The sequence below is a fragment of the Chryseobacterium sp. II3a genome, assembly GCF_057815135.1.
The window spans coordinates 90,916-104,817 of the sequence record NZ_JBYPZJ010000007.1; the positions used below are offsets into that span (position 1 = coordinate 90,916).

Here is a 13,902-nt window from a genome sequence, read left to right on the forward strand (position 1 = left end):
AAATTATGAACAAAAATAAAACAGATAAAATTATAGTAAAGCTAACCCAATGGTTGGGAATCACATTATTTACCAGTATAGTTATTTGGGCAGTAGCATTTTTTCTGAAAGGATATCGCTATGAACAGACCAATGATGCACAGATTGATGCCTATTTGTCACCCATAAATGCAAAAGTTGGCGGGTATATTCGTAAAATTTATTACAAAGATAATCAGCAGGTTAAGAAAGGAGATACACTTGTTGTTATTGAACTTGACGAGTATGAGTTAAAAAGAAATGCGGCATCAGCTGAACTGATGAGCTCACATGCTAAAATTCCTGTTCTGGCTTCCAATGAAGAAACGCAGATTAAAAGTATTGCAGTTATAAAGGCACAATTGGCAGGTGCAAAAGCAAGATTGAACCAACAACAAAGAGAATTTAAACGTTATAAAAATCTGCTGGCTGATGAATCTACCACACAACAAAAATTTGACAATGTCAATACATCATTGTCTATCACGCAGGCAGATTATGACCAGGCTAAAGCTTCTTTGCAGGTGGCTGAATCCAAACTAAATGATTTCAGAGCACAACGTAGTGCGATATCGGCAGAAATAAAAATAAAAGAAGCTCTTCTTCAAAGACAGGAACTGGATATCAGATATACTTTCATTATAGCTCCTTTTGATGGACAAATTGGTAAAAAAAGTATTCAGGAAGGCCAATTGATACAACCGGGACAAACATTAGCATTTTTAGTCAACAAAGCCGAAGAAAAATGGGTGATGGCCAATTTTAAAGAGACACAAATTGAAAATTTCAGAGTCGGGCAGTCAGTATCCATAGAGGTTGATGCTTTTCCTGATAAAAAATTTAATGGCATCATTGAATCACTTTCTCCAACTACAGGTTCCCGTTATTCACTACTTCCTCCTGATAATGCTACCGGTAATTTTGTTAAAATCATTCAACGCATTCCTGTTAAAATTAAACTTATAGATACACCTGATAAATTAGAAAAACTTTCTGCAGGAATGAATGCAAATATTTATGTCTTAAAACACTGATGATGCAGACACATAAAATACCGGTTTTCAAACCATGGGTTTCCGAATGGATGGCAAGATCCATAATATTTATTATTATGATGACCTGCCTGTTTAGTTTCACTTTTTACAGCAGCCCGGCAGCAGCCATGGGATTTTATGGTATACAATCTACCGATGTACAATATGGTATGGTAGTGATGTATGGCTCAACCGTAGCTTTTCTGGCACTGGACTCCCGCATTGTAAAGTATTTTGCAGTAAGAAAATATTTACTTATAGCACTCGCCATTAATGCAATATGCTCCGTTATTTGTTTTCAATGTAAAGATTGGAACCTGTTTATTATTTGTCAGTTTTTACAGGGAATTACCTGTGCACTGATGTCTGGTATCGTGTTACAGCTTATTTTTCCAAGATTGCAGTCGGTCCGAGCTCGTGTGATTGCGTACAGTCTCCTTTACGGGAGCATACAAATTGCAGTACCATTTTATTCCATCTATACCAGTGTAGTCCTCTATTTTTTTGATTTTAACTGGCTATTTTACGGGTTCAATATTATACTTATCATCCTTACATGTATTATATTGCTTACGATGAACGGTAAAGCAAGGTTTACGAAAAAGCTACCTTTATATCAGGTAGATTGGGCGGGCTATCTACTGTATGTATCTTTTATTTTAATATTGGGATATATCTTTGTATACGGAAGACAGCTAGGATGGCTTGACAGCCGTTTAATACTTGCCCTTGGTTTAAGTAATCTTGCAATTCTTGTGCTTTTTATAATAAGAGAACTCAAAATTAAGCGGCCATTAATCAACCTGCAGATTTTTAAAACAAAAAATTTTGTCGTAGGCCTTTTACTCCTTTTTACATTTTACATTTTTAAAGGGAGTACAGGAATGGCTTATGGCTATCTTGAAGTGATTTTAGGTAATCATCCACTCAGTACTATTCCCATATGGGTTGCGGTAATCTCAGGAGTCATTCTAAGTATGTTTGTCACTTCGCGGTTTGTGCTGATAGGTTTTAACCTGATAAGGATTATTCTTGTTGGTTTTGGGATCATGGCGGTATACTATGTCTATATGATATTGTTTGTCTCTGTACAAGGCGAAACAATAGATTTCATCTTGCCTATGTTTATATATGGAGTGGCAACGGGTGTTTTATTTGTTCCCATTGTTTCATTCACCGCATCATCAGCGCCTCCTAAAATTGCTCTGCATGCCTCGCTGGTTGGAATATTTGCCAGGTTTACCGGGTTTATAACCAGTTTGGCATTTAGCAATGAACTCCAATTATTTACAAAATCAGCTGTAAGGGAAAAGTTTCGCGAAACAATAACGGAAACTAATCAGCAATTACCAGTTACTTTACTGGATATTCAAAACCAGTATATGAATGCAGGAAGCGATTTGTATACCTCAAAAACAGGATCCGCGGGATATTTTAATCAGATGATAAGTCATCAGATATTGGCTCGCGGTACCCGGGATTATTATGATTTGATGTTGATAGGGGTAATTTCCGTAATTGTTATTTTACTCTTTACCCCTCAGATTCAAAATGTCTTTTTAAAATTAAGAAAAAGCAGTATTCCGTATTAATCATTATTAGGGTCTGTTATTGATGAGTTATGGAGCAGTGAATTAGGATTTCTAAGACGATATCCTGTTAACTATTAACGAAAAGTTAATCCCATTAACATTAGGTTTTAAATTAATTAATATTCCCCTGTCTTTATTTAAAATCCTATTAACAGGAAGACCATCTTGAAAAAATAGTTTTGCAAGGTCTAATAAATCAAATTAAAAATGAATAAAAAACTACTAACAATTGGGGCTTTAGCTCTATTTGCCGGTTCGGTTGTTCAGGCGCAGACTACTATTTTTGACAAGGGAACGTCCTGGAGCTACAAAGACTTGGATCAGGCACAACCTGATGCATGGAAAACCCAAAACTATGACATCTCTTCCTGGCCTGTGGGTAATGCACCATTAGGATATGGTGATCCTGTTACTACCACCATTCATGGAGGTGCAACCGGATTAGTTACAGCATATTTTGCAAAAGATATTACGGTGGATCTTGCCACACTTACAGACAACATGGAACTTGGAGTAATGAGAGATGATGGTATAGTAGTGTATCTTAACGGAGAGGAAGTAATAAGAGACAATATGCCTGCCGGAGTCATTACATTCAATACTTTTTCCAGTACAACAATTGACAATGCTGCAGAAAATGTGTATAATATTTTCTCTATTCCAAAATCAAAATTCATCAATGGTGTTAACCGAATTTCTATTGAATTACATAACCGAAGTGTTGGCAGTTCAGATCTTAGAATTGATGCTTATCTGAAAACAAAGCCTAACACGACATTTCCGCCTGTTGTATGTAACGGATCACATATTAGCTGTTTCACTTCCATTGTTCCTACGGCACAAACCAATAAACTTATCATTCCTGGTGAACACAAATATCAGCTTATTTTGAAAGAAGGTGATAATTATACCGAAGGAGGCGGGCTAGTAGGCGGGCAGAACGACTTTACAGCGTATGTTGGCAAATCAGGAAGCAGTACAAATGGATACCTTTCCGTAAACCACGAAACAAACCCTGGTGGTGTAACGATGGCTGAGGTAAATTATAACGCATCTACAAAACTTTGGCAGTTAACAAAATCAAGAGCAGTAAGTTTCTCAGATCCTAGCTTGGTACAGACAATCAGAAACTGTTCAGGAGGAATTACTCCTTGGGGAACGGTAGTAACAGCAGAAGAATCTGTAACGGCTAATGACACAAATGGTGACGGATACAAAGATTACGGCTGGCTGGTAGAAATTGATCCCGCAACAGCACAGGTAGTTTCTAAGAATACAGATGGTTCTAAAGGAAAACTATGGCAGATGGGAATCATGAACCATGAAAATGTGGTGATTAATAATGCCGGAACTACTGCATATTACGGAGAAGATGGAGGTACACACATGGTGTATAAATATGTGATGGATACACCAAACAATCTGGCTTCAGGAAATCTTTATGTATTAAAATTAGATCAGGGATTAACGGCAGCAGGAGATCCGGCGGGAACTACAGCAACATGGATTCCGGTTCCTAATAAAACAAAAGCAGACCAAAATAACACAGCAAACCTTGCTCAATCATTAGGAGGAACAAGATTTAATGGAGTAGAAGATGTGGATATCAGCCCTCTGGATGGTAAGATTTATTTTACAGCAAAAGGATTAGATAGAGTCTATCGTTTACAGGACAATGGAACAACCGCTTCTCAGGTGGAAACATTCGTGGGTGGAGCCAACTCGGTATACTCTTTCGAAACAACACAGGGAACAAAATCTGAGGCTTGGGGAGATGGAAATGACAACCTTACTTTTGATGAACTTGGAAACCTTTGGGTGCTTCAGGATGGTGGTAAAAACTATATCTGGGTCATTGCTCCGGATCATACACAGACTAATCCGAAAGTGAAATTATTTGCTTCAATGCCAGCAGGGTCTGAGCCTACAGGATTAACGTTTACACCAGATCATAAATTCGGTTTCTTCTCTATCCAACATCCGGATTCTACCATCTCTACAGACATTGATGCTACAGGAAATACTATTGATTACAAAGGGAAGTCTGCTACTGTAGTGATTGCACTTAAAGGAAATCTCGGAACACAAGGTTCTTTAGGAACAACTGAAAATACAGCTGCTGAAAACACAGTAACGGTAGCTCCGAATCCTACTTCAGGAATAGTAAAAATCAATTTGCCAAAAGGCTTAAAAGATATTTCAGTGACTGCTTACAGTATAGATGGTAAAATTGTTTATACTAAGAAATTCAATGGCGTAAACAAGATATTAGACCTGGATTTTACACCTCAATTGGAAGGGGCCAGAGTTTTAATTCTGAATATTGAAGCAGAAGGAGGATTCCAGAAAACAGTAAAACTTTTAAAGAAATAAAAACTATTTATAATTCCTGTCTGCCGATACCATTTGTTGTCGGCAGACATTTCTGTTTATAAAATTGCTGTAATAGACACATGCAGATTAAGGTGCTGTGATAATGGACATTTAAAAAATAATAAACATCTTCATATGAAAAAGTTTTTCTTACTTATTTCCTTTTTATCACTTTCTCAGATCAACGCTCAGATTGATCCTGTTAAATATCCTACTTTCACCAATATGGAAGAAGCTCTGAACAGTAAGAAGGCTGTTTACAGTATGAGTTTCAGAGAAAAAGGATTGTTTAATATTCCGCCTCAAATTATAAAATTGGATTCATTATTCTTTTTAAATATGATGGCCAATAAGTTAGAAAAAATGGATCAGGAGCTTTTTACATTGAAAGAACTTGAATTTTTGAATGTAAATGAAAACAGCATCAAGTACATCCCGGATGAAATCAGCCAGCTTAAAAAGTTGACTACATTTTCTATGAATCTGAACAGTCTGACAAGTATTAATCCAAATCTTGCAAAGCTTCAAAATCTTAAGGTGGTTCACTTTGATGCCAATAACCTTAATGTTTTTCCTGAAGCTCTAATGGAAATACCCACCTTAGAAGAAATCAATTTACAGGGAAATCAAATTAGTTTTATTGCGGACCGGTTGTTTCAGATCAAAAGTCTGAAATTCTTAAATCTGGCCAACAATCAGATCAATGACATGGGAAATCTTTCATTTCCAAAAAGTTTAAAATATCTCGAATTACAGCAGAATACTATCAGCAGACTTCCTGAAAATCTATTTAAAGCTCAGGAACTTGAATTTCTGAATGCAAGTGATAATAATATTACAGAAATCTCATCTAAAGTAAAAGGATTAAAGAATATTGTCAGCATGAATCTTGCTAACAATAATCTGAAAGATATCCCTGTAGAAATCAGTCAGCTTAAAAACCTGAAAACACTGATTCTTACAGGAAATCCTATAGAAAAATCTAAAATTGAAAGACTAAAAACCTTACTGCCGGAAGCACAGGTTTATTTCTAGACCTATCCGCCAACACGTTTGGTTTTATAGCCCATATCTTTAAGGATAGCCATTATTTTATCACGGTTATCTCCCTGGATGATAATCGTTCCATCCTTTTCAGAACCGCCTATTCCTAAGGTGGTTTTTATTTTCTTGGAGATTTTTTTAAGGTCATCTTCACTACCTTCCCAACCTTCAACAATAGTTACAGGTTTACCGTTTCTGCCTTTCTTCTCAAATTTGCACACCAATGGTTCTTTTTGCTTGAATTCTTCTTCAGGCATTTCAAAATCCTGCTCTTCATGTTCAGGAAAAAGATTCTTCAATTGATCACGTAAGTCCATACGGCAAAATTAAAAAAGATTTATGGATTAATCCTTGCAAATCCTTATGAAAATATACAGCTGAATAAAATAGTTCTGGATTAGTTTACTTTATTCTGTTCCAAAAATAATGGGTACATTTCCGCAAAACTGAATGGCGCTATGGAAGTGCAACCCCAATGATTAAAAACAATCGCCTCATAGTTGTTTTTATTTTAAGTTCTCCCTGAAGAACATTTCCAATTTATCAAATGGAATAAGATCAGTTTTATCATATAAATCTACATGAACAGCACTAGGAATAATCATCAGCTTTTTAGGTTCAGAAGCCATTTTAAATACATCTTCACTGAAATAACGCGAATGAGCTTTTTCTCCGGCAATAATCAATAAAGGTCTTGGTGCTATTTCTTTAATATAAGTAAGGAGAGGCATGTTCATAAAAGATAACGGATTGGTAGCGTTCCAGGCACCGTTTGAATTCAGGGAACGTTTGTGAAACCCTCTGGATGTTCTGTAATAATCGTAATAGTCTTTTACAAACTGTGGCTCATCACCTGTTAGTCTTTCAGGATTTAGAAGATTTCCGGCATGAAAAAATCCAGCTTCAGCATCTTTCCATCGCTGTTCTCCCAATAGTTCTAGATTTTTATTTCGTTGTTCAGGGGTCATTGCATCATAATATCCCTTTGACATTACTCGGGACATATCATACATGCTGGTAACAGCAACAGCTTTTACGCGCTTATCTATGGCAGTAGCGTTGAGAGCAAAGCCTCCAAAACCACAAATCCCTATGATCCCGATCTTATTTCTGTCAATATTTTTCTGTATTCCCAGAAAATCTACTGCTGCACTGAAATCTTCTGTATTGATGTCTGGGGATGCCACATTGCGGGGTTCACCACTGCTTTCACCAGTATAAGAAGGATCAAATGCCAGTGCAATAAAACCACGCTCTGCCATCTCATTGGCATATAAGCCTGAGGATTGCTCTTTTACAGCTCCAAACGGACCACTGATAGCAATAGCAGATAATACCTTTTGGCTATGATATTTCGGAATGTACAGATCGCCGGTAACAGTTAGTCCATACCGATTTTTAAAGGATATTTTCTGGCGTATTACCTTATCACTTAATTTAAAAGTATAATGTTCTGTGGAATCCATTTTTTGAAAGTCTGATATTTTGTTTTGTGCATATGCCTGTACTATACTGAGAAATATAATGCACAGCGGTAGTATTTTCTTCATATTGTGTTATACTTAGATCCTTTTAATTATTTTGGCAGGAACTCCTCCAACGATAGTATTGTCCGGGACATCCTTTGAAACCACTGCACCTGCAGCAACTATTGAATTTTCACCAATGGTTACTCCGGGTAAAATGGTAGCATTTGCTCCAATCCATGCATTTTTTTTAATATGGATAGATCCAACCATTAAAGAATGTCTATCTGCTGGGGAAACAGGATGTCCTTCAGACAACAGATTTACCTTAGGAGCAATCAGTACATTGTCCTCAATCGTAATACCACCTAGATCCAAAAATGTACAGCCAAAATTGATAAATACATTTTTTCCGATTTTCGTATGTTTTCCGTAGTTGATGTACAAAGGGGTAAAGACATTGATACTTTCATCAATCTCAGATGTTGTGATTAGGTTTAATAATCTTCTCACTTCATGAGGATCAGAAGTATTGTTCATCTGAATAAGCAGTTTTTTTGTAGAAAAAGACTCTTCCAGCATTTTATAAGCTTCAGGATCATTGGCTGAAATGGTAAAACCATTTCGTAGCCTTTCAAATATATCTTGTGTTTGCATTGTTATGTTGATTTACTAACTCTGCAAAATTAAAGATAAAGCCCCACAGCAGTTTTGCTGTGAGGCTCATATTACTTTTCTGTGAAGCTCATTTTTTATAAAGAGTCTCTATATTTCTGTCGGAGGTACACCATATTGCTTTTTAAAAGCAGTAGAAAAGTGAGAGAGGTTTTTAAATCCAACTTCTATATAAACATCCTGAACCTTTTTATTTTCTTCTTTTAGCATGATATAAGCCATTTCAAGACGCTTTTTTATCAACCATTTTTGAGGGGAGAGTCTGCTAATCTTTTTGAAATCTCTTTTAAAAGTAGCCAAGCTTCGTCCCGTAAAAGATGCAATCTGATCCATACTGAGATCATCCATATAATTATTGTTAAGAAACTCAAGAAGATCAATTTTCCATGGTTCGGCAAAATCAAAAAGGATGGGGTAGAGTAGCTCATTGTTGTTTAGCAATGCATAAATTCCTTCTAGCAGTTTAAGATGTACTACACTTTCTGTTGGTTGTACATTACTGTCAAAGTAAGGAGTAAGGGATTGGAACAAACTTTCAATAGCTGGAGTTGGTTTTAATTTAAAAACTTTTTTATCAGAACCTTTGATATCCTTTGGAATTTCCGCTTTATTGATTTTACTGTAAGAATCACGTAGTACATTTCGCTGAAATACTAATGAGATACCTTTGTAAAGATCTTCACCTTTGCTGTTCTTATACATTTTCAAGCGATGATCTCTCCGGATAAAAGCACAATCACCAGCCTGTAATTTTATTTTTTTATTCCGGTCTTCAATAATCTGTTCACCAGAGTAAAGGTAAACCAGAACATGCTCCGGCTTAGAATGAACACAGTGTACACCATGTTCAGAAAAACATGAAAGAAATATCCCGGAATAACTCAAGGTTTCTAATATACTATCTGTCTGTATATTCATATTACTGTTAATTCATTATTGTAGCAAATGTAAGACTTTTGAGATGAGGTTATTTTATTGTGTAGCTCAATTATAAGGATTACTTTTATATTGATTAAGCATAATTTTTTATAATTTTAGTCGTTACCTTTAAAAACTAATATGAAAACCAATCATCTTATAATGCTTTCTTTGTTGGCTTTTGGAATGATGAATGCTCAATTTGCAGAAGATCCTCTAAACGCAGTTTTAGAAACGAAAGATGTACAAAACTTCTGGAAAGCCTTTGATAAAATGGAAACTTCCACTACTAATCCTTTTATAGAATACATAGAAAATGGTTCACCGGGAGTAAAAAGTTTTATCAGGAATCGTATCATTAATGCAGATTCTCTGTATGCAACAGTGAAAAAAAATAAAGAAGAATATCTTAAAACCAGACATGTAATAGATGGAATTGGGGCAAAAGATAAAAAACTAAAAGCAAGTTACAGCGCTTTAAAATATTGGTATCCAAAAGCTAAATTCTCAACCGTTTATTTCGTGTATGGCAGAATGAATACGGGCGGAAATTCTTCCAATGAAGGAATCTCAATCGGAACAGAATTGTTTAAAAATCTGGATGGAGTTGTACCTCTTATTGTTCATGAAATGATTCATTTTCAGCAAAATAATAAAGGCGGAGAAACTTTATTGAAACAAGCTTTAACAGAAGGCGGAGCTGATTTTATAGCAGAGTTTGTTTCCGGAGAACCAATGAATGTAAAAGCATTTCAGTATGGTGAAGCAAATTCAGACAAATTATACAAAGAATTTGTAACAAGATATAAAAGTGATGATTTAAGAGACTGGTTTTATTGGACCTCCAAAAAAGATGACAGACCCAATGATTTAGGATATTGGATAGGATACAAAATATGTGAAGCCTATTTTAATAAACAAACCGATAAACAACAAGCAGTACATGATATTTTAAACATTGAAGACCCATTTTTATTTTTAAAAGAAAGTGGCTTTCTGGATTCTTATATTCAGTCGTATGCAAAAGAAAAGAATTTAAAATATGATGATTTTTTCCAGGAATTTTCAGGGGAGCCTTCAACGGTAACATTATTAGTAAATGTTCCTGATAAAAATGATGAGGTTTATATCGCAGGAAACCAGAAAGGGTTGGGGAGCTGGAGTGCATCTTCAGTTAAAATGGAAAGGAAAAGCGATCTTGAAAGAACCCTTACTTTAAAAATATATTTACCAGCGCAATTTAAGTTTACCAAAGGAAACTGGAATCAGGAAGCTAATGTAAAAGGAGTGGAAAAAGGACAGAATATCAAAATAGAAAATGTAAAATCAAATAAGTTTACTTATAAAATTAATAGCTGGTTTAAAAATTAGAGTTGAAGCCAGAAGTTGAAATCTATAATCATCCACATTTTAAAATCTGCGAAATCAGCAAGATCTGCGAGAATAATAGAGCTCAAAGATTTTGAAGAGAACACAGATTTTTTCATTTTCCTCTGAATACATAAAATTCAGAACTCCAAATTCTTCTATTCATCGGAAATTAGGTAAATTTGTATAACTAAAGTTTTACAAAATGTCAAAAAAAGCAATATTAGCAATTCTTGACGGATGGGGATTGGGAACAAACCCGGACGTTTCTGCAATAGACAAAGCAAATACACCATTCATAGACAGCTGTTACCAAAAATTTCCACACACAACTCTTGAAGCAAGTGGCTTAGCTGTAGGCCTTCCTGCAGGGCAGATGGGGAATTCCGAAGTTGGGCACATGAACCTTGGGGCCGGAAGAGTTGTTTACCAAAACCTGGTAAAATTGAATATGGCGGTTGAAAACGGAACCCTGGGCCAGGAAAAAGTGATTCAGGATGCTTTTGAATACGCTAAAAAGGAAAATAAAAAAGTACATTTCATCGGATTGGTTTCCAATGGAGGAGTACACTCACATATCAATCACCTAAAAGGATTATTGACTGCTGCCAAAGAATTTGGATTGAATGAAAATGTCTTTGTACATGCATTCACAGACGGAAGAGACTGCGATCCACATTCCGGATTAGGTTTTATTGAAGAGCTTCAGAACCATATGGAAGCAACTACCGGAAAACTGGCTACCGTTGTAGGAAGATACTACGCAATGGACAGGGATAAAAGGTGGGAACGTGTAAAATTAGCTTATGATGCCCTTGTAGAAGGAGTAGGAGAGCAGAGTACAGACGCTCTGGCCTCTATCCGTGCTTCTTATGATAATAGCGTAACAGATGAGTTTCTGAAGCCTATTATTTTAGTCAATACAACAGCTACAGGAAACGTTGTACCTGTTGCTAAGATTATTGAGAATGACGTAGTGATTTGTTTCAACTTCCGTACAGACAGAGGTAGAGAAATTACAGAAGTGCTTTCTCAAAAGGATTTCCCTGATTATTCTATGCGCAAACTGAACCTTTATTATATTACATTAACCAATTATGACAAGACATTCCAGAATGTTCAGGTTGTTTTTGATGAAAATGTTTTAACAGAAACAATGGGTGAAGTACTTGAGAAGAATGGTAAAACTCAGATCAGAATTGCTGAAACTGAGAAATATCCGCACGTTACTTTCTTCTTCTCAGGAGGAAGAGAAGAAGAATTCAGCGGAGAAAAAAGATTGTTGTGTCCCAGTCCAAAAGACGTTCCTACTTATGATCTAAAGCCTGAAATGTCAGCTTATGATATTACCAATGCTATTGTTCCTGAACTAAAGCAAGGTACTGCGGATTTTGTATGTCTGAACTTTGCCAATACTGATATGGTGGGACACACAGGGGTGTTTGAAGCTGCTGTGAAGGCTGCTGAAACAGTTGATGCATGCATCGAAAAAGTAGCTACAGCTGCTTATGAAAACGGATATGCAGTATTCATTCTTGCTGATCATGGAAATTCAGATGTCATGTTGAATCCTGACGGAACGCCTAATACACAGCACTCTACCAATTTAGTTCCTTTCATTATTATGGATAAAGACCATACATGGAACTTAAAACCTGGAAAACTGGGTGACGTAGCACCTACAATCCTTAACGTAATGGGTGTTGAAATACCAAAAGCCATGACAGGAGATATTTTAGTTAGCTAAAATTCAATAATATTGTAAAAAAAATGCCGTTATACTTATATATCGGCATTTTTTTATGATTTATGTCAGATAAGGTATGAGTTGCATACTTTATTATGCGTTAAATAATAAATAAATCATATCTTTGTAAATTAAAAACTGAATATAAAAATGTATCAAAAGCTTGTTAGGAAAGAAGTAATGGGAATATTGGAAAAGGAAGTAGGTTCTTTTCTTGATAAATTTTTAACGCCAATTGAAAAGATTTGGCAGCCTTCTGATTATTTACCAGATCCTTCAAGCGAAGAGTTTAAACATGATCTTGAAGAAATTCAGACTTTTGCCCGTGAAATGCCTTATGATCTATTTGTAACACTAATCGGAGATTGTATTACGGAAGAAGCTCTTCCTTCCTATGAATCTTGGTTAATGGGTGTCGACGGAATTAATCAGGAAGAAAAATTAGGCTGGGCAAACTGGGTGAGAGCCTGGACCGCAGAAGAAAACAGACACGGAGACTTATTAAATAAATACCTTTATCTGTGTGGTAGAGTTAATATGAGAGAAGTGGAAATTACCACTCAATACCTTATTAATGATGGATTCGATTTGGGAACAAGTATGGATCCATACAGAAACTTCATTTATACAAGTTTCCAGGAAACAGCTACCAATATTTCTCACAGAAGAGTAGGGACATTAGCAAAACAATCCGGGAACGGAAAGTTAGCTAAAATGTGTGGTGTAATTGCAGCAGATGAAGCAAGACATGCAAAAGCTTACAAACATTTCGTTGCTAAAATCCTTGAAATAGACCCATCAGAAATGATCCTTGCTTTCGAAGATATGATGCGTAAGAAAATTGTAATGCCGGCTCACCTGATGAGACAATCAGGACAGAAGGCTGGCGAGCTTTGGGGGCATTTCTCAGATGCTGCACAAAGATGCATGGTATACACAGGCCAGGATTATATCAACATTATGAAAGACTTGTTGGATGAATGGAAAATTGAGCATGTAAAAGGCCTTACAGAAAAAGCAGAAAAAGCTCAGGAATATCTGATGAAGCTTCCTGCAAGACTACAGAAGATCACAGACAGAGTTTCTACTCCGGATCTTCAGTTCCAGTTTAACTGGGTTAAGAGCTAGTAGCCCATATTATTATTTTAAATTATAAAAGTATTGAGTGCCTTTCTTTTGGGCACTCTTTTTATTTCTTATCTTTGCAAAGCTAAAAAAAGAACAAAATGTTAAATAATAAAAAGATTGCTGTTGACTTTGACGGGACTATTGTTGATGATGCTTACCCAGGAATTGGTAAGGCAAAGATCTTCGCTTTCGAAACCTTGAAAAGATTACAGGCAGAAGGATTCAGATTGATTCTTTGGACATACAGACACGGAAAAACGTTAGATGAAGCAGTAGAATTCTGTAAAAAGAATGGAGTGGAATTTTATGCAGTGAACTCAAGCTTCGAAGGAGAAGTTTTTGATTCTGCCACTCAATCCAGAAAATTGGATGCAGATTGGTTCATTGATGACAGAAATATTGGTGGATTCCCAGGATGGGGTGAAATTTACAACATCATTCAGGAAAGAATCGAGTTCCGTGTAGAAGGAAAAGAAGTTTTGGCCTATTCAAAACTTAAAAAAGAAAAGAAAAAAGGACTTTTCTGGTAAGATAAAAAT

At 35.9% G+C, this 13,902-nt stretch carries 12 protein-coding genes; 8 read left to right on the forward strand and 4 right to left on the reverse strand.

The window, feature by feature from the left end:
- Positions 1 to 5: 5 nt before the first annotated feature.
- The 4 genes from AC3HD6_RS16790 (at position 6) to AC3HD6_RS16805 (ending at position 6,052) form a co-directional block, all read left to right on the forward strand.
- Positions 6 to 1,052, forward strand: a complete 1,047-nt coding sequence (locus AC3HD6_RS16790; RefSeq protein ID WP_488897375.1) for an HlyD family secretion protein — start codon at positions 6 to 8, stop codon at positions 1,050 to 1,052.
- The gene (locus tag AC3HD6_RS16795; RefSeq protein WP_488897376.1) at positions 1,052 to 2,644 is read left to right on the forward strand and encodes an MFS transporter; all 1,593 of its coding nucleotides are present in this window, start codon (positions 1,052 to 1,054) and stop codon (positions 2,642 to 2,644) included. The genes AC3HD6_RS16790 and AC3HD6_RS16795 overlap by 1 nt, the downstream gene beginning before the upstream one ends.
- A gap of 207 nt (positions 2,645 to 2,851) precedes the next feature.
- A complete protein-coding gene (locus AC3HD6_RS16800; RefSeq protein ID WP_488897377.1) occupies positions 2,852 to 5,017 on the forward strand; it encodes an alkaline phosphatase PhoX in 2,166 nt (721 codons plus the stop codon).
- Positions 5,018 to 5,152: 135 nt separating this feature from the next.
- On the forward strand, positions 5,153 to 6,052 hold the full coding sequence (locus tag AC3HD6_RS16805; protein ID WP_488897378.1) for a leucine-rich repeat domain-containing protein: 900 nt from the start codon (positions 5,153 to 5,155) through the stop codon (positions 6,050 to 6,052).
- Positions 6,053 to 6,054: 2 nt separating this feature from the next.
- On the opposite strand, the gene AC3HD6_RS16810 is transcribed toward AC3HD6_RS16805, so the two are convergent.
- The 4 genes from AC3HD6_RS16810 to AC3HD6_RS16825 form a co-directional block, all read right to left on the reverse strand.
- Positions 6,055 to 6,378 (reverse strand): translation initiation factor, encoded by a 324-nt coding sequence (locus AC3HD6_RS16810; RefSeq protein WP_488897379.1) that lies wholly within the window; start codon positions 6,376 to 6,378, stop codon positions 6,055 to 6,057.
- 189 nt (positions 6,379 to 6,567) lie between these two features.
- The gene (locus AC3HD6_RS16815) at positions 6,568 to 7,527 is read right to left on the reverse strand and encodes an alpha/beta hydrolase (RefSeq protein ID WP_488897380.1); all 960 of its coding nucleotides are present in this window, start codon (positions 7,525 to 7,527) and stop codon (positions 6,568 to 6,570) included.
- Positions 7,528 to 7,623: 96 nt separating this feature from the next.
- A complete protein-coding gene (locus AC3HD6_RS16820; RefSeq protein ID WP_488897495.1) occupies positions 7,624 to 8,190 on the reverse strand; it encodes a sugar O-acetyltransferase in 567 nt (188 codons plus the stop codon).
- Positions 8,191 to 8,292: 102 nt separating this feature from the next.
- Positions 8,293 to 9,120, reverse strand: coding sequence for a helix-turn-helix domain-containing protein (locus tag AC3HD6_RS16825; protein ID WP_488897381.1), 828 nt, complete (start codon positions 9,118 to 9,120; stop codon positions 8,293 to 8,295).
- A gap of 141 nt (positions 9,121 to 9,261) precedes the next feature.
- On the opposite strand from AC3HD6_RS16825, the gene AC3HD6_RS16830 reads away from it, so the two are divergent.
- The 4 genes from AC3HD6_RS16830 (at position 9,262) to AC3HD6_RS16845 (ending at position 13,893) form a co-directional block, all read left to right on the forward strand.
- Positions 9,262 to 10,491 carry a DUF2268 domain-containing putative Zn-dependent protease gene (locus AC3HD6_RS16830; protein WP_488897382.1) on the forward strand — a complete coding sequence of 410 codons (1,230 nt, stop codon included), beginning with the start codon at positions 9,262 to 9,264 and terminating at the stop codon, positions 10,489 to 10,491.
- A 202-nt stretch (positions 10,492 to 10,693) separates the two neighbouring features.
- Entirely contained in the window at positions 10,694 to 12,235 is a 1,542-nt protein-coding gene (gpmI, locus tag AC3HD6_RS16835) for a 2,3-bisphosphoglycerate-independent phosphoglycerate mutase (RefSeq protein WP_488897383.1), read from the forward strand.
- A gap of 150 nt (positions 12,236 to 12,385) precedes the next feature.
- Positions 12,386 to 13,363: an acyl-ACP desaturase gene (locus AC3HD6_RS16840; RefSeq protein ID WP_068943066.1), complete on the forward strand. Its 978-nt coding sequence runs from the start codon at positions 12,386 to 12,388 to the stop codon at positions 13,361 to 13,363.
- Positions 13,364 to 13,461: 98 nt separating this feature from the next.
- Positions 13,462 to 13,893 (forward strand): BT0820 family HAD-type phosphatase, encoded by a 432-nt coding sequence (locus AC3HD6_RS16845; protein WP_068943067.1) that lies wholly within the window; start codon positions 13,462 to 13,464, stop codon positions 13,891 to 13,893.
- The last annotated feature ends 9 nt before the right edge of the window (positions 13,894 to 13,902 follow it).